A 19,130-nucleotide genomic window follows, 5' to 3' on the forward strand; every position below is an offset into this window, starting at 1 on the left:
ACCAGAAAAATTAACACCAATCTTTTTTTCCACAAAAAAAACACCGATAGATAATCTAATCCTCTCAGGATCAGATCATACCATCGATGCCAGTTTGCCGATTAAAGTTCTACCTTACGGAGTGATTGTTTTGGTGATGGTTTGGATGACTTTTTCCCTGTCCCCATCGGTAGGATTTGTGGAGCTGCGATCCCGATCAGAACTACGATAATCCCGATCCAGCGAAGTAATGATACCTCTTCTTGCAGAACTAACACGGAGGCTACTACAGCTGCCGGTAACTCCGCTGCCCCTAAAATCGCGCCTAGACCTGAACCCAGCTTCGGAACCCCGATCGAAAAGAACAGAACTGGAATTACGATGCCCAACAAACCTAGAGGTAGGCCGTATTTCCAAAGCCCATCGGTAATCGCACCGTCATATAAAAACGAAGGCGAAAAAACAGTCATAATAATAACCATTGCACTAGTGGTCATATACAAGCTTTTATTAACGGCAGGCACCTGCGTAGCTACTCTTCCACTCACAAAAATATAGAAAGCAAACGACACGGCTGACATTAAGCCAAAAATCACACCAGTGGTCGTAATTCCACCTATACTCGGCTCAAGGATGCCCCCCGCTAATACTGTACCAATTAGAAGGATAACCATCGAAATCACTTTTTCCCGACTAGGAAGTTTTCGATCTACAACTGCCTCCAGAATTACACCGATCCAAGTAAATTGGAATAACAGTACAATCGCAATCGAAGCAGGTAATTGTTCAACGGCGAAGCCATAAAATATGCCAGTTAAACTGATGGTGATCCCAGCGGCTAATAATTTCCCGCCTGTTTTTAACCCTAATTTCTTTCGAGAAAATAATAAGACCAGCAAGAGCAGCATACACCATCCAAAAAAGTATTGTGATCCTACCAATTGTTTCATTCTAAAACCATCGTTCATTCCAAGCTTGACGATCGTAGAGAGTGAGCCATAACTACAAGCGCCTAAAAAAACTAGTAAAGCATATTTGAATAACTTCATATTCATCGTAAACCTCTTCCCTTTCTCTTGAGCAAGCTCATTAACATAATAAAGCCCCTTGTCATCGAAATGACAAGGGGCGATTGAAACCAAAGAATACATCTTTGACAAAATTCCGCCACTCCATCCACTGGATAGAGTTTGGTTTATTTACTTATAACAACTCCAATCATAATATGATAAATCACACAGGGTGTCAACTTGAAATTTAAGGATTTAGCTGGAACAATCGATAGACAATAACAGCTGCCTGAGCACGAGTTGTATTGGCTTTAGGTGCAAAGTTATCTTTGCCCACACCTTGAATAATCTTTGCTCCGCTCATGAATTGTACAGCCTCACGAGCGTAGGCTGAAACGTCAGCGGCATCATTGAAATTCACTGGCTGGTCCACTCCCACGACCGTAAGCTTAGCGAGCTGTGCTGCACGATAAGCCATCAACGCCATTTCCTCACGGCTAATCGTTTCATTAGCACCGAAGGTTCCATCAGATCTGCCCTGAATAATTCCTAGCTGCTGAGCAGCAGCAACGGAGCTGTAGTACCAAGCATCCAGTGAAACATCCTTAAATGTACTTGCCGCATTACCTTCCTCTAGCTCTAATGCAAGCATCAGCATCTTCAAGAACTGTGCCCGAGTTACATTCAGCTGTGGCCCGAAATTATGATCTCCGGTGCCATTCAGGATGTCTCTGGCGGCGAGGGCTTGAATGCTATTTTGTGCCCAGCCTAGTCCAGCGATATCCTTAAAGGAATTTTCCGCATATGCTACTGCGAATCTGCTGGAATTGTCTGGTCTAAAGATGATCTTGCCAGTTGTCAGATTAAACTGAGAGTTTCTAACCACCTCCACAGTCCCGTCTTCACGGATTTGGTAGACTACTATTTGTTCTACACCTGAAGTTGTCTTTGGTTTGTAATCCCGTTCAACCTTCAGTCCACGCCCAAAGCTGTCAAACTGTTTGCCATCAACAAAGAACTTAAACTCATAAATATCCCCGACATCTGTCTGAAGCGACAGTGTCTTCGCGTCAACTTTGCCAACTACAAGCTTAACGCTTACGGCGTCAGATCCTGCCATCGCAAGAAGCAGGTCAGCATTTATTCGGAACGTAGACAATCCCATGTCTATTTCTAAAAGTTGAATTGCTTTTGCTCCCGCTCCAGCCAACTCACGAGCTGGCAAGGTCAGTTCAACCACCGAGCTGGCAGAGGCTGGCTTCACTGTGATTCTCAATACTCCATTCTGCATTGAGCCAATTGCTTGTTGCAGAATCGCTGAGGATACCTCTGCAATAGCTTTACCATTCACATCCGCTGTCACGGAAAGAGTAACTCCATCTGCGTTCACAGTTGGTTCCGGTTGTTTCACTGGTTTGACTGTCGTTGAAGATGAAGTACCGCCCGATTCTGAAACCTGCGATTTTGCCTTAATCTCAATGGACATCGTACCTACAACACCGGAGCCATCTTTAGCTGTCGCTCTCACGGTTACCGTGCCTGCTGCAATTGCAGTGAGCAAGCCGGTATCCGTAATAGTTGCTCGCTCAGTAGCTGATCCATCCTCATTCACTACTGACCAGCTCACTGCTGGATCGGATGCATGGTCCGGCAGGATTACAGCTGCCATTTGCAGGGTTTGCCCTGACTTGATTTCGCTCACATTATCTTTGGAGGAGACTTTTATCTCCATGACGGATATAGGCATGACATGAACAACCGACTGTGCCTCATGCAGGATGTCAAAATCAACATCTGTGTTGGATCCCCGGAAAGAAATAAATCCAAGCGGCACGGCGATTTCACGGGTTGTCTTCTTCGCTTTGAAGACCATTTCTAAGAATTCCGCATCATCGGTCAGGATATTTCCTGCCTCCGTTCCAGCTACACTAACTGTTATTAGACCTGGACTGTCCTCATTAATATGAGTGATGCTGAATCCGTCTGGCAAGGTCTGAGCAGATACAAATTCCACACCAGATACGTCATATGCCATGGTAAAGTCTACAGCATACACTTCCTTGTAGACGGAGGTAGTAACATTTGTAATCCCTACACGGTAAGTGAAATCCTGTCCTGCCACCACTGTGACCGGTCCGTTCAGCGTTGCAGCGGGCAGATTACGGGCAATCTCATCTTGTCCGCTGATGTTAATCTCTAGGCTTCCGGATACTCCACTTCCATCTATAGCTCGCGCAGTTACTTGTACGCTACCGTTCTTTCTAGCTGTCAGCAAGCCCTTCTCATTAATAACCGCTTTATCCGTAGAGGTTACCCCATCTGCTTCAGTTACCGTCCAGATAACTTTAGGATTCGTCGCATTCTCTGGAAGCACAGAGGCTTGCAGCTGCAAGGCACCGCCCTTCGACTCAATGCTGCTAATTCCATCTTTACCCGTTACAGTAATTGAAGAGACATGTGCCTCAGGTATCTGCTCTTGACCCACTAAGATCTTGGATTGCTGTGGATTCCAGCCATCACTTCCACCAAGCACAGCTTCAATCGTATAGGCAGCCGCCTCTTCTGCTGTTAATTGTTTGGACCAGCTGTAACGTGAAGCTGCATTAGCACCCTCTCCGTAACTTAAAAACTCAGAGAACCGTGCAGTTTTGGAACGACCTTCATACCATTCATGCCAGCCAGTAGCACGAATATGAGCTCCCAGCTCCGTGTCAATGAAGGTAGAGCTGCCATATTCTCTCCATGGCCGGCCCAAATCAACGGTTCCAGCAGCAACACCCTCACTGGCAGTTAGTCGATTATTGATGAACACATAACCAGGCTTACCCGTTGCCGTGGAAGGCGCAGTAACATAGCCAGCACCCGCACTTTGAATCACATTATTCTCGAATACGGCAGCGGAATTACCGAAGATAAAGTCCACTGTACCTTCAATATGGCTGTCGACGAAATAGGCTCTTCCCTTATCTGCGAACAGGGTATCCTGATATCCTAGAAGCTTAACATTTCTGTACACTCCCCGGTCTCCTTCAGCATATAAAGCGACTGCCTGACCGGCATCCCGCCCAGCACTGTTCTCAACCGTCATGTTCTCCAGTGTGAAATCAGTTGCAGCAGCCTTTAGTGTATAACTGCCGCTGGTGCCCATTTCTTTACCATCTGAGCCAATGGTTTTCGCGGAGTCACCGTTAATAAGTACGGTACCTTCCCGGCTCTCACCGATGATACTAATATTCATCTTACTAGAAGGTACAAGCACCTTCTCCTTATACGTGCCGTTCTTCACTTTAATAATCGTGGTTAGGGCACTATTATCAGGTGCTGCTTGAATAGCGTCATTAATCGTTTTATAATCTCCTGTCCCATTCTGAGCAACAATAATGACAGGAGCTGGAATTCCCTTGACCACCTCGGATGGAAGACTGGCACCCTTATCACCGATGGCGATTACCGCATATTGATAGGCAGTCCCGTTGCTCAAGCCTTTATCGGTATAATCGGTTGCTTCGATGCCGTCGGCCACGACCGCATAACTGCCACCGCTCTCCGAGCGTAGAATTTGATAGCTGCTAGCTCCATCAGCTACATTCCAAGTCAGATGGATATCAGTGTTGCCAGGCTCAGCACTAACTCCTTGTGGAGCCTGCGGCTGGCCGGAATTCTGGTATGGAACCGCTGAGGCAACAGCTGAATCTAGACTACTACGGGTACCATTTATTGCTTTGACTTTGTAATAATACGGTGTTCCGTTTACGAGCCCACTATCAGTAAAGCTTGTGTCTGATAAATCAGACCCGAGCACTTCATAAGGACCTTTCGCCGATGAGGCACGTTTGACAATATACTGGTTCGCCTCCTCAATCGCTGGCCAGCTTAGTTTCACTACACTGTCACCAGCTTCAATGGAAACCACAGGCGTTCCCAAAGGAGATTGCGGAGTAGCTTCAACAGGCGCTGATTCTTTTCCCTCTCCGGCCACATTTGTTGCAGATACGACGTAACGGTAGGTTTGCCCGTTGGCCAGACCTCCGACGCGGTAAGTTGTGCCGGCGATTTCTTTTGCCACGAGTTCATAGCTGCCTGAAGTCTCATTCCACTTCTTGATGCTGTAGCTGGCTGCATTCTCCACAGCATTCCAGCTGAGATCCAGCTGAGCATTCCGGCTTATAGCCGCGAACGATTCTGGCGCAGGCAATTTCACCGCCAAAGCGGATGGGGTAATACTAATTTCATTGGAATTTCCCGATTCACCAGTGGGCGCCATCGCCGAGATAACATAATAATAGGTAGTTTCGTTGGTAACTTCAGTATCAATATATGATGTCTCTGTAATAGCGTTGGCAATAGTCTCATAAGGCCCCCCGCTCTTAAGACTTCTCTTAATATTGTAGGAAGTTGCCCCTTCAAGAGCAGGCCAGGATAGCTGGGCTGCTTGGTTTCCTGGAAGTCCAGTCAGTCCAAGCGGTGTTTCAATCGGCTCAACATAGATCTTTAAATTATCTAAGTAATAATTTCCTGAGCCGCCGCCCGGTGTCTTGGACAAAATACGCCCAATGCCATAGCTGGCGAAATTCGTGGTTGTGAACGGAAAAGAGCCCGCAGGCTGATCATCGATATATACATCCACTTTATCGTTGTTCACATCCACCTTTAGCTTCAGGTTATACCATTGTTTTAGGGAATAAGAGTTCATCAGTTGATGATACTGACTGCTTCCCCTACTCATGGTTAGCGTATATTTACCTGTAGCTTCAGGAAGCGTTGGCTTTCTGCTCTCAATGGAGAATGCCGTTTTGCTTCCATCTGTACTCTGGGCCTGCAGGAACACCGAGGTTCCCGATTCTGTCGCAAACATAAAGTCAGTGTCAATAACGAGTGCACCCGTAATTGGCGCGAATTTGCGGATAAACTGCACGCTGCCGTTCGCACCATCGAACACATTCAACACTTGATCTGACGTATTCCCCTTACTGTCAGACGGTGTGGGAGATACAATAACCTTTTGAATTTCACTCTGTGGATTTGGAGTCACATCATAATACTCTGGTGTCACACCCACAGCAACCTGTTCAAAGTCTTCATCCACATAATACACATTACCTGCTTCACCTTCAGCCGTAGCGCTGGCCTCATCGGAATCAAAGCTTTCACCAAGCTCATTCACTGCACTGACCACGTAGTAATAAGTTTTTCCGGAGCTGAGTCCGGAATCAGTATATAGGCTATCTTTAATTTCAGTATTGATCGTCTTGTATGGACCGCCTGAAACCTCACTACGTTTAACACTATACGACTTGGCAGAACCAACATCCTCCCAGTTCAGCTTCACTTTTTCCTCACCTGCTGTCGCTGTAAGACCACGGGGCGCAGTAGGAAACTGATCACTAAGCGGTTTCAGCTCCACCTCACTGAAGACAGATGCATTATAACGATTAACCTCGTTATCTACCTTAGCGGCATCGGCTGCCAGACCAAAATAAACCGTATCATTCAGGTCAAGCTTCACCGTGCCTACCTTGCTCCATGTTACTTTATCCGGCGATACCAGGCCTGTCACTTCGTTACCAAGACGAACCAGCTTCACCCAATAAGGTGTATTGATGAAGCTGTCCGGTTCTGTTTTTACCACCTTGGCTCCTGTGGTGGAGCGGGTAATCATAACTCCCTTCTTGCCATATTTGACATAAGGGATTGCCAGCATTGTCATTTTAGAGTTCTCATTGAGATTATCACGAATCATGACACCTGCTTTGGCATAATCGTCAGTTCCCGTTACAGAATCGATTCTAGCAATAATTTCACCATTGCCTGTCAGGGTTTGATAAGCAAACTGAAAGTTATCAACAGCCGTTTCGCTCTCTGATGTTGCTCCGATAAGTCCAGCCGATTTGAGCGTAATCTTCCCGCTATCCGGATGAAGCGTAGTCACTCCCGCTATCCCTGGATGGCCAATATCCACCGAAGTCCAAGGAAGAACGGATCCAGACGTGTTGACATGAATAGCCACGTTATCAGATTGTGTCTTGAGACCCTTATTGTCTATAGCCTGAACAACGAGATAATAGGTACCATCCTGCACATTGTTCCAATCGAAACTATAAGGTGCTGTGGTAGCTTCGGCTTGCTTCACACCATTAACGATAAATTCCACCTTAGCAATACCATCGCTATCACTGGCAGAGGCTGTAACCTTCACATTGTTGCCCGACTCTATGATTTGGTTATTCACAGGATAATTGATAGCGGTTACAGGATTGTCTGTATGCTCATTCCCTGCTTTTCCCAAAACAATCAGATCATTCAGATACACTTCTAGATTCGTATAGCCCTCCGCAGATAACGTCGTCTTCTTACCATCCTCAGAATCGGTAGGGTCTAGTCCATTAGCAATCTCCCAGCTGTCATCCATACCGTCATGATCCATGTCGATTACATTGGAAGCTGTCTCTGTATAGTCTGGGTAACCGCCTATTTCAATAGGTGAATTAATATGCTGTCCAGTGCGATTCTTCACATCATTAATGACCCGCGCATCGTAAGCATCACGCCTTGGCAGAGTGGCACCAGCATCCGCCATTACATTTGCGTAGGCTTCTTCCGCCGACACTGCCGTATATGGGTTAGGCATCTTTGCCGGCTCCGTAAGCTTAGAGATATCCGAATACTTTTGTACACCCTTCCAGTTGTCTTCAGTAACCTTCGGATTACCATCCATGATGTTCCCATCTATAAACAACCGGGTTTCTGGTGACACTTCCCCAAACAATTGATTTTTTACACTGGTGTAGGTGTTTGGACCATTTTTATAATAATTGTTAGTGATATTATATCGATAATCTTCTGCTCCCCCACCATAGGTAGAAGCGAATCCCCAGTTATAGATAACGTTATTAGACATTTCCGTCAGGTCCACCAATTTGGTCACCGTCGGCAAACGGGGGTTGCGGCTGGTGCTATGAGCAATCAGATTGTGAAGGAAACTGGCATTTTTGCCACCCCAGATTCCTCCGTAGCCGTGACGTCCCTTCTGGTGTGTCGTCATCAGCATACTTTCAGCGGATATCGACCATTGCACAGTAGTATTCTCGTTATCATACAGACTGACCACTTCATCCACCGACCAGCTGAATGAGCTATGATCGATAATAAGATCCTTATGGTACCTTGATCCAAAAGCATCATCTTCACTAGCTACCCGGTCGCCTAACCGGAAACGCATATAGCGCATAATAATATTGTCAGCTTCAACAGAGGTTGTGTAATCGGCAATTGTAATTCCGTCACCTGGAGCCGTTTGCCCGGCAATCGTCAGATTTGAGCCGGTAATCTTGAGGGATTCCTTCAGATGGATGGTTCCCCCCACTCGAAAAACAATGGTCCGATTACTTTGGCTTACCGCATCGCGGAAGGAGCCGGGGATCGGAGTTTCCTTGATACCATAATCAGCCAACGTCGTTACTTCATACACAGGTTGAGCTCTTCCGCCGGTTACATATTTGCCGCCGCCTTCCGCGCCCGGAAAGGCAGGAAGCGCTTCCAAAGAAGCGGCCTCGACACCACCAAATGGCATACATGTTGCAAGAAGACTCGCAACCAGCGCCCCGGATAACCATTTTCTCTTCATACAAGACCTCCTAATATCTATTGGAATAAGAAGGGGGCCCTGTCCTCAGAGCAACCCCTTCCTTAGTAAAGCCGTGTGTATTATTCCTTGCCCTGATAACGGAAATATGCGAAATCAGCACTGCTCCCACCGAACTGCTGCATATCATGCGCCGCAATGCCAACAAAGTTCCCAGTGAAGCCTCCCGACAAAAAGCTGATATTCTGCGGATCGCCAAGTGGCTTCCACTCCGTATCGTCACCCTTAAGATAAACAAATTGCCCAGTCACTTCCTGCACCTCAACCGCGATCCGCACTGTCTCCCCTGCATTTAGTTCAATCATTACAGGCTCCGCAGTGAATTCATCGCGCTGACAGCGCATTAACCGCAGCACCTTGCCACGTCCTTCTTCCTGGCTGATATACGCATAAAGATAGTTATCCTCATTCAGGTATAACAGTAGTCCTGCCATCTGCAGATAAGTATTCGGTTCATATTCAAGCGCTGTTTCAGCGCGGAAGCTTATATCCGTCTGGCGAATAGCCAGAATATGATGCTCAAACAGACTCTGCACGGACTCCCCGGCCCTGATTCTTAACCAGCCCGGTCTTTCAGCAAGGGAACACCAGCTTTCATTCCTAGGAATCCGCAATGTATTCCAGTTCTTTTTCAATTCTGGGCCGTTAAAATCATCCTCAAATTCAAGCGTCCGCACTTGGTTCAGGAACTGTGTTCCTTTAGGTGCTGGTACCTTGAGCTGTGGTGTATTTCCGCCTGAGGTTAGTCTTAACCAGCCCTCCTCATTCCAGTGCACCTGCTGAACGGCAGTCTCTCTCCCCAGTATGGCGTATTCGCCTTCCAGGGGTCGCGTACATAAATGGGCCATATACCATTCACCTTCTGGTGTCTCTACCAGACTTCCATGGCCGGCACATTGAAGCGGCAGCTCGGGATTATCCCGAGAGGTCAACATCGGATTGAGCGGATCCACCTCATACGGACCAAGCAGCGCCTTGGAGCGCGCTACGGTTACGGCATGCCCCGATCCAGTGCCGCCTTCTGCAGTAATTAAGTAGTAATAACCTCCCCGCTTGTAAATATGCGGCGCTTCCGTCTTCTTCAGCGGCGTGCAATCAAAGATTTTCACAGGTTCACCTATTAATTGGCACTGCTCTGGATCGTACTCCTGAATTACAATCCCGCAGGACTTGTTGCCCTCCGTAATCCGGTAATCCCACAGCTCATTCAGCAGCCATTTGCGCCCATCCTCATCATGATACAGAGATGGATCGAACCCGCTGCTGTTTAGGTATACCGGTTCAGACCAAGGTCCCTCAATACCCTCCGCAGTGATCAGATAGTTATGACAGTCTTTAAAAGGCCGTTTGGTGCTCTTAACATCGGTATAAATCAGATAAAACAAACCGTCATAATAACTAAGCTGTGGAGCCCAGATACTGCAATTTTTCGGATTTCCCCGCAGATCCACCTGATGAGTCAGAATATCTGTGCAATGCTCCCAGTCTGCTAAGTCCGCTGATTGATACACCCTCACACCGGGCAGCCATTCAAAAGAAGAAACAGCAATATAGTACATCTCCCCTGCTCTTACAATACAAGGGTCAGGATTGAAGCCTTTTAATATGGGATTGTGAATAACTCCTGTCTGAATGTTATCTGTAATCATCTTCATACTCCTTCCTATTTCCATACATCCGCACCCTTCACCCAAAGCAAATCTGCAGTCTATCCTGTCAATTATCAGTCTGTCTGCTCACTTAGATCTTCCTGTGACGGGATAACGGTTACTTGCTGCACTAATTCTTCCACTTTACGGGTGTTTCTCGATTGGCAGCCGGTGATATCTACCGTTTCTCCATTTTCAATATAAAAAGCCGGTCCTTCATGATTCTCGATCGTCACTTGGCGGAAGCGAATATCTCTTACGTTGCCCAGATAGAACCCACGGTTGTTCATATCCTGGATTCCTGACATCATGGCTGGACGGCCAGGGATTGCATTCTCTGCCATGGAAATATCAATATCGGAAAAGGTAATTTCTGAAATGTATTGCTCCGCAAGGCCGTAAAGAAAACCTGCAGCCGCGTGAACATTCCGAGCAGTAATATTAGCAAAATGAATCCGTCGGAAGCAGGGGGTCTCCTCCGTCACCGGATAAGGATTCTTATCCCATACATATTTGTCCTTACCACGTGGTCCGCAGAAATAATAAAGATTAAGAATAAACGGACAGATCACGTCCTCCATCACGATATTGCTGACACGAATATCTTCGACAACACCTCCGCGCCCGCGTCTGGACTTCAGCCGAATGCCGCGGTCCGTCTGCTTGAACACGCAATTGCTGATCACGATATTACGGATATCTCCGCTCATTTCGCTTCCCAGCACCACACCGCCATGACCATGAATCATCGTGCAGTTAGTTATCGTGATATTCTCGCAGGCAACCCGCTCCTTCGTATCCTCCGTCCCTGCTTTAATGGCGATGCAGTCATCACCCACATCGATATTGCAGTTGCTGATGCGGACATTCACACAGGATTCTGGGTCAATACCGTCTGTATTAGGCGAATCCGCCGGATTATAGATCGACAGATTATCAATCGTAACATCATGGCAACAGATAGGATTCACAGTCCAGCTTGGGGAGTTCACGAGTGTCAGATCTCTGAGCGTGACTCTACGGCAGTTGTCGAAGCTGATAAGCTTCGGGCGGGGATACAGCAGTGAATCAGGAGAATTCCGATGTTTATCCCACCAAGGTGCGCCCCTTCCATCCAGCTTGCCTGCACCTGTAACCGATACATTCTCTAGATTTATTCCAAAAATACATGAAGCATGGACGTTCTGCTTCACACCCTCCCAACGGGAATCCACCACCGGATAATCGTTAGGATCAGAGCTGAAGCTAAGCACAGCTCCAGGACTGAGCTTCAGCTCAATATTGCTTTTCATGAAGATAGCACCCGTCTGATAGTGCCCGGAAGGAACATAAACTGTTCCTCCCCCTGCCTCGCTTGCCGCATGAATGGCACTGGCTATCGCTTCCGTTGAAGGCTCTGCACGATTAGGATGTGCTCCGTAGTCGTTTATATTGTAGATAGACATGTGCTTCACTCGCTTCCTTTCGTCACGGCGGGACGCTGCAAATATTCATATTCTCCACAAGCCAGGAGGAATGCGCCAAGCCCCTTCTGATCATTGGTTACGATCGGTTCACTGATATAATAGGCGTAAGTACCATCTCTCCGGTCTTCACCACCGAGTCCAGCGACCTGGCAGTTTTTATTCAGGTTAACCCAGCCATTTTTGGTTTCCAGCACAAATTCAGCAATAAGGCCTTGATAAGCACGGTCAAGTGTCTCGAACCAACTATCATCGAGTACACCAATCCGAATGCCCTTAGCCATTGCATAGGTGATCATGCTAGAGGCGGAAGCCTCCAAATAATTGCCTTTACGGCCGCCCATGTTTACAACCTGATACCATACTCCAGCATCCGCATCCTGAACCTGACGAAGCGCTGTCAGCGTATCTGTCAGTATACGTGCCACGATCTCGTAATCCGCGTGTTCCTTAGGGAGCATGCCGAGTACATCCACTAGCGCCATCACATACCACCCCAGCGAACGCCCCCAAAAGTTCGGAGACAACCCCGTTTCAGGATCGCACCACGGCTGTACCCGCTTTTCATCCCATGCGTGAAACAGGAGACCCGTCTCAGCATCCTTGGTATGACGCTCGCACAGAATAAATTGCCGGGTCACATCGTCCAAACCCTTGCCGCCTTCATACTCAAGTAAATACTCCAGATAGAAAGGAGAGCCCATATACAAGCCATCCAGCCAAATCTGATAAGGATATACATTCTTATGCCAAAACGCACCTTCTGAGGTTCGAGGATGCGTTGTTATCTGCTTTCTTAATAAATCTGCAGCCATTTTATATTTCGCTAACCCAGTTTCTTTATGGAGCACAAATAGGATCTTTCCGTTATTTAAGTGATCAATATTATGTTCGCTCAGGCGATATCCCTTCACAGAGCCGTCTTCCTCAATAAAATAATCCATATTATCTTTGATGAATTGATAATATTTAACCTGCCCGGTCTGTCTCCACAGCAGCTCAAAACCCTTCAAGATGACTCCATAATCATAAGACCATTTTCCATGATATCCGTTATCCTCATATAATCTTGGCGTTCGCTCCATAATCGAATCTGCCATTCGAACACCCCAGCCCATACTCCTAAGTGCATTGTTGTCTTTCATTTTTTCCTCCTGTTTGAATAGATATGGTCCTAAACGCAGCCACCCCATTTAGGACCCCTCTACTATTTTCTTAGAATATAGTCTGTAGTACTTCTTAAGGATTTACAGCTTTATAAGCAGCTTCATATTCAGTAATGATTTTGCTGCCGCCGGATTTCTTCCACTTTTCAACCTCAGCTTTAAATCCGTCCAAATCAATTTTACCTAGGATATATTTATAAGTGGCATCTGTCATAATCTTCTGCAACTCAGATCCTTGAGTAGAATAGGTCTCAGATTCCAGAGAGTAAGCAGGATTCAGTACAGCATATTTAGCATTCTCAACGATCAGCTTATCAGCTTCAACTTTGAGTGGATCAGCATCATGGATAATGAATCCATTCTCTAATGGACGAGATGCCGAAAATGGCTGAACTTCTTGCTTCCAGAGATCTGTATCCTTAATCGTAACCGCTTGTTCTCCATCGATTGTATAGTGGACATCCTTAATACCATAAGTCATCAAGCCATAGACATCTTCATTCATAAGATCATTAACAAATTTCAAGATCCGTCTTAATTCATTTTCATCCTTGACTTCGGATTTCGGGAAAGACAACAGTCCCCCAATTCCGTTATTACCAGCCCAAATGGCGCGATCCGCTTCATTACCGGTGGAAGTGATATCGTTAACCATAACCAAATCCATACCATCCTGTATGCCTTTAGACAGATTCAGCAGGTTCTTGCTGTCAAACAAGGCACCCACATAAATTCCAGCCTTTCCTTGCGCAAAATTCTGCTGCTGATCTGTTTTAGCCGTCACAGCAAAATCCTGATTGATATAACCACCATCATAAAGAGTCTTCATATAATCCATGGTCTTGACATAAGCCTCTGTATCGAACTCTGGTGTCATTTTACCCGCATCATCTACACTCCAATAGTTCGGTGTTCCAAAGTATGAGCCCAATGTCTTAAATGCTCCATATACAAGATCGCTGCGGTCCATGAAGCCTGTGGTATCCTTTTTGCCATTACCATCAGGGTCTTTTTCGGTAAACGCTTTCGCAACTTCCATCAACTCATCTGTTGTTTTTGGAACCTGCAGTCCAAGCTTATCCAGCCAATCTTTACGGAGAACAACGCCGTTTCTAGCCAAGGACTTCTGGAAAGGAACCCCGTACAGCTTACCTGCAATCGATGCCGATGTACGTGTATCCTGTGAAATTTTAGCCAAATTCGGGAACTCATCAAGATAAGGACTTACTTCCCAGAACATACCGGCCTTCAGTGCATTACGTACAGAAGAGTTATCAAGAATAGTCAGGGTAACGATGTCTGCTAGGGAATTCGATGCTAATGAAGTATTAATACGTTCTTCTTTGGAAGGATCCGGAATCCATGAGAATTCAATCTCTGTATTCGTCAATTCTTCAATTTTATCCAGAATAGGACCCGTTGGTGTTGTAGACGTTTGTAAAATGTTCAGCCAGCTAATCTTTGCTTTAGCATCTAGCACATCTGCAGGTGCGGCAGTAGTTTTAGCCGTTGAATTCGTTCCCTCATTTGAAGAATTTGACTCCTTCGCGTTATTGCCTCCTCCGCATGCAGTGAGTACTAACCCGCTACACAACATTAAGGCTGCAATTTTTTTGTAATTGCGATTCATCAACATTACCCCTTTTACTAATGTATTTGTGTTGTATCTTCCACCTCTGCCTTTAAGGCAGAGGTAAGAATTCAGCATACTATGAAGCCTAGTAAACACCATCTTCGCCGATTTTTTTGGCTAACTTGTTCGACAGCATAACGAGAATCAAGCCAACCACACCCTTGAACAGACCTACTGTGGTACTGAAACTCAATTGTCCGTTCTTTAAACCAGCTGTATAGATATAGGTATCGAAAATTTCTCCAACTTCGCGGTTCAAGGAATTGATCAGCAAGTACATATGCTCAAAGCCCAGATCCAGCGTGTGGCCAATCTTCAGAATAAGCAAGGTAATAATGATTGGGCGAATCGCCGGCAAGGTGATATGCCATGTTTTGCGTAATCTTGCCGCTCCATCCATCTCAGCTGCTTCATATAACTGCGTATCCACTACGGTAATGGCTGCCAAATAAATAATGGTTGACCAACCAATTTCTTTCCAAATGATCTGTCCGATATACACGGTACGCAACCACTCAGGAGAAGTCAAAAAGCTGATCTTCTGCATCCCAAGGGCCGCCAACATCTCATTCAGCACCCCTCCATCCACATTCATAAATACATAGGAAATGGAGACGATGATAACCCATGACATGAAATGGGGGATATAAATAATCGTTTGAATGGTGCTCTTAAATAACTTGTGCTGAACTTCGTTAAGCATCAGCGCCACTATAATAGGTAGCGGGAAGAAAATAAAAATGTTTAATGCAAACAGGATAAGTGTATTACTCAATAGCATAAAGAAGGTAGGTTCTGTAAACAATCGGACGAAATGCTTAAACCCTACCCACGGGCTATCCGCTATACCCAGAAACGGCTGATAGTCCTGAAATGCAATGATAAGACCGCCCATAGGCAGGTACTTAAAAATAACAAAATACAAAAATCCCGGGAGTATCATTAGATACAATAACTTGTTTCTTTTTAAACTCAGCCAGCTAGGCCCCGTTCGCTTTTTTCTTACTGGATTAACTTTCGTGTTCAGCATGGTGACGTTTGCCTCTTTCACCTGATCGGCCTCCTTGATCGCGTTTCTTTACGATTCCCAGATTACGATCATTCGTCCATTACGTATATAATCATCAGATACTGATACTCCGAGAACCCTACAGCTATAAGGTTTTCCAGGCCCGTGCATCTTATAGTGATTACTACAATACATAAAGATCATCTATGCCTTATCACGCTTTTTCCTCCCAAAACAAAGCCCAAGCTAATGATTATATACGGAATAACAGACCCCTGTTAAAGTTTCAATGAAACGATTACAAGGAGGATATCTGCATGTCGCAATCATCTTTTAAAAAAGAAAATATGGGTAGCCGGCTGTTTACTATTGTAAATACCACACTGCTTACACTCATTGCCCTAGCCTGTCTTTTACCCTTTGTCAATGTGTTTGCCAGTTCCTTTGCTTCAACACAGGAGGTAGTAGAAAAAAGCTTCATCCTGTTCCCGACGACATTCTCTTTGGATGCTTACCGTTATATACTGTCAACGCCTACTATTTTTAAAGGGCTTGGCGTATCCATCGGTGTAACCTTAGTGGGTACAGTTGTCAGTATGGTTCTTACCTCTTTAATGGCTTATGGATTATCTAGAAAATATCTATACGGAAGAGATTTCATCAATTTCGTAATCGTGTTCTCCATGCTCTTCAGCGGGGGAATGATCCCTACTTTCCTGGTAGTTAAATATTTCGGATTAATCGATTCCTACTGGTCCATGATCATGCCTGTTGCGATCAATGCTTTTAACCTGATCATTATGCGTAACTTCTTCCAGGCGCTGCCGGAAGGGCTAGAGGAATCAGCCAAGATTGACGGCTCTAATGATTTTGGTGTATTTTTCAAAATCATGCTTCCGCTGGCGATGCCATCTATCGCGACCCTCTCCTTGTTCTACGGGGTAGCTTACTGGAACACTTATATGAGTGCAATTTTATATATGACAGACTCCACTAAGTGGCCTATTCAAGTCCTGCTGCGCCAAATTGTTATCGTCGCCAGCGGGATGCAGGGAGATAATGCTTCTGTTGATATTATCCCACCTGCTCAAACCATCAAAATGGCGGTTATCGTAGTCGCAACCGTTCCAATGCTGCTCGCCTATCCTTTCGTACAAAAACACTTCACCAAAGGAGCCCTGCTGGGTTCTGTAAAAGGCTAAAACATTGCAGCTGCACAAACAGCCAGCCCCGGTCTCCCGGGGCTGGCTGTTTGTGTTCAGCGCCTTACTTCTCCTGTTTCTGGGTTCGGTATGCACCTGGTGTTACATGTTCTTTTTTACGGAAGGATCGAATAAAGTTCTGTGGATTATGGTACTGCAGCCTTTCAGCAATCTCTTTAATGGTCATATCCGTTTCCACCAGCCACTTCTTAGCCATTTCCAGACGATAGTTCATCAGATACTCGCTAAACGTCATCCCGTACTCTTTTTTGAAAATACTGCTTAAATAGTTCGGACTGTAATGGAGACGATCACCAATTAATTCTAGCGTTAAGTCCTGATCAAATTCCGAGCGGACAATCACCGCAATTTTATCGGATAAGAGGCGGAACTGACGGTCTGTCTTCTCCTTAACGCTGGTCACCATCGGATGGATAACTTCTTTGACCAAAATGCGTTCGATCTCTTCCGGATTACGGATGTCTAACAATCGGTGATACAACGTAGAATTGTCCTCTGTCAGCAGAACCTCTACACCCAGCAGCTGCTCCAACTGAATCAGATTGTTGACGAAACGTATTAATGTGACTTCGAAATTCAAAGGGTTCTTACTGTGCTTCATCATTTCCCCGAGTAATGGATACAGAGAACAGGAGACTTGTTCTTCATCTCCAATCCGAATCGCGTCAAATAACTGGGACTCAAACTCAGACGGATAATGCAGTAGAACTGGACCCGAGATCACCTTCGATATATCCTCATAGAAGATGATAGACTCTTTGCCCAGATTTAAACGATGATGCAGCGCCTGCTTACTCATCTCGCAAGCTTCCCTACTAAACAATAAATTATCATAAAAATTGCTGATTCCAACGCTAATGGATAGTTTCAGGATCTCTCTAGCTGTTCGAATAATTGTCTTGGCATAGTCCAGTGCTATTCTCCGGTTCTCCTGTTCATTCGCTCCCTCAAAGATCAGGATGGTTGCTTGTGTACGGTCATTTAATAGGATAGGAATCATCCGCTTCTCCTGCGGAATTAGCTCTTCCACCAGTTTGTTAACCGCTACAAGCAGAAGATCCTTATCGCTAGCCTGCCGTTCCCCATAGTTATCCAGCTGTATTAGCAGCGTTGCATACACCGAATTCTGTGACAGCTCATAACCGAAACGAGGCAAACCCAGATTAAGCTCTTCTTGGGATATCCGGCTACGAAACAGATTTAGAATAAACTGAGTTTCCAACTTAGGCATCTCAGACTCAATCAGACCCTCTAGGCTTTCTTTCTCCGATAAGATGGTATCAATCGAATTAATAATCCAGTCTACCTCATTCTTAGGCTCTAGCTCCGCATTGGCAGGCAATAATCGGCGCTGAATCTGCCGGAATGGCTTGGTGAAATACAAAGAGATCACATAAGCGACTACCGCAATCAACAACGTAATAAGCAGTACCATCATCACAATCCCAAATCGGGTTGTCTTTAGTGCATCAGAAATTTCTGATTTATCCAAAATAGTTACGTAAATCCAATTATTATAAGAAGATTTAGCATAAATAGCTTTTATCGATTGGTGATCAGCCCGCTCCATGGCAATCGTCCCCAATTGCCCCCCGCCTCCAGCAACATTAGTGATATGGCTAAGTTGATTATTAGTCAGCAGGGACTTTCCAGTTTCCGACTCATATAAAAGCTCACCCTCCCGGTTAAGAATAAACACCGGTGTGTTTCCTTCGGTCTGAAGGGTGCTCTGCAAGGTCTGAAGGGATATATCAGATAAGGCAATCGCCTGTTTGGTCTGTGAGAATACCGGCAGGGTATTTACAAAGCGGATACCCTTATCCGTCTTAACCCAAAACAACCCCCGGCTACGGTTATTAATATAGCTCTCATAAAGTGTCCTGCTCTCTTCTTCCGTTAAATGTGAAAGCTTACCATTGGAAATCTGCCATTTCTGCTCCAAACTGATTAGAGAATAATTAACAAAATCCATCCCCATGCTGGCAATGTAGTTAAGCTGGGAATTAATCTCGCGATACTTCTCAAAATCCTGCTCGGTGATCGGATTTTGCACGACCTCCCTGAAGGAACTGGTGGTACTGTAAGTATTAAAAGCGTATTCGATGGTCTGAATTTTCTGTTCCAAGGTGTTTTTAATTTGAGTAATTAAACTCTGTTTATCATCCGCTACTCTTTCATTTACCGAATTAATCGTCGTCAGATAAATATAGCCACCGAAGCTAATAACCAGGCCAATTCCCAGCACCAGAATAGGAACAAAAATCTTGTAGAATATCCTGCCTCTTTTCATGATAGACTCCTTAAGCATGTAATTATTTTCAATTATAGCGCTTCCAATAGGTTAAACCAAATGTTT

9 protein-coding genes are annotated in these 19,130 nt (G+C 45.5%); 1 reads left to right on the forward strand and 8 read right to left on the reverse strand.

Translation table 11 applies throughout. From position 1 onward, the window contains the following. Positions 1-101: 101 nt before the first annotated feature. The 7 genes from NST25_RS26340 to NST25_RS26370 form a co-directional block, all read right to left on the reverse strand. A complete protein-coding gene (locus NST25_RS26340; RefSeq protein WP_076130480.1) occupies positions 102-1,028 on the reverse strand; it encodes a DMT family transporter in 927 nt (308 codons plus the stop codon). Positions 1,029-1,236: 208 nt separating this feature from the next. Continuing rightward, entirely contained in the window at positions 1,237-8,613 is a 7,377-nt protein-coding gene (locus NST25_RS26345) for a pectinesterase family protein (protein ID WP_340392817.1), read from the reverse strand. 80 nt (positions 8,614-8,693) lie between these two features. Then, positions 8,694-10,280, reverse strand: a complete 1,587-nt coding sequence (locus NST25_RS26350; RefSeq protein ID WP_076184803.1) for a glycoside hydrolase family 43 protein — start codon at positions 10,278-10,280, stop codon at positions 8,694-8,696. 74 nt (positions 10,281-10,354) lie between these two features. Beyond that, positions 10,355-11,725, reverse strand: coding sequence for a glycoside hydrolase family 28 protein (locus NST25_RS26355; protein WP_340392818.1), 1,371 nt, complete (start codon positions 11,723-11,725; stop codon positions 10,355-10,357). A gap of 5 nt (positions 11,726-11,730) precedes the next feature. Next, entirely contained in the window at positions 11,731-12,888 is a 1,158-nt protein-coding gene (locus NST25_RS26360) for a glycoside hydrolase family 88 protein (protein ID WP_340392820.1), read from the reverse strand. A 94-nt stretch (positions 12,889-12,982) separates the two neighbouring features. Further along, positions 12,983-14,539 (reverse strand): extracellular solute-binding protein, encoded by a 1,557-nt coding sequence (locus NST25_RS26365; protein WP_076130457.1) that lies wholly within the window; start codon positions 14,537-14,539, stop codon positions 12,983-12,985. 88 nt (positions 14,540-14,627) lie between these two features. After that, positions 14,628-15,593, reverse strand: coding sequence for an ABC transporter permease subunit (locus NST25_RS26370; RefSeq protein WP_305953707.1), 966 nt, complete (start codon positions 15,591-15,593; stop codon positions 14,628-14,630). 275 nt (positions 15,594-15,868) lie between these two features. On the opposite strand from NST25_RS26370, the gene NST25_RS26375 reads away from it, so the two are divergent. After that, positions 15,869-16,753 carry a carbohydrate ABC transporter permease gene (locus tag NST25_RS26375; RefSeq protein WP_076130456.1) on the forward strand — a complete coding sequence of 295 codons (885 nt, stop codon included), beginning with the start codon at positions 15,869-15,871 and terminating at the stop codon, positions 16,751-16,753. A gap of 64 nt (positions 16,754-16,817) precedes the next feature. Here the strand turns inward: NST25_RS26375 and NST25_RS26380 are convergent, their stop codons facing one another. Beyond that, on the reverse strand, positions 16,818-19,064 hold the full coding sequence (locus NST25_RS26380) for an AraC family transcriptional regulator (protein ID WP_036685428.1): 2,247 nt from the start codon (positions 19,062-19,064) through the stop codon (positions 16,818-16,820). Positions 19,065-19,130: the final 66 nt, after the last annotated feature.

The sequence above is a fragment of the Paenibacillus sp. FSL E2-0190 genome (genome assembly GCF_037992965.1).
GTDB lineage: Bacteria > Bacillota > Bacilli > Paenibacillales > Paenibacillaceae > Paenibacillus_AQ > Paenibacillus_AQ odorifer.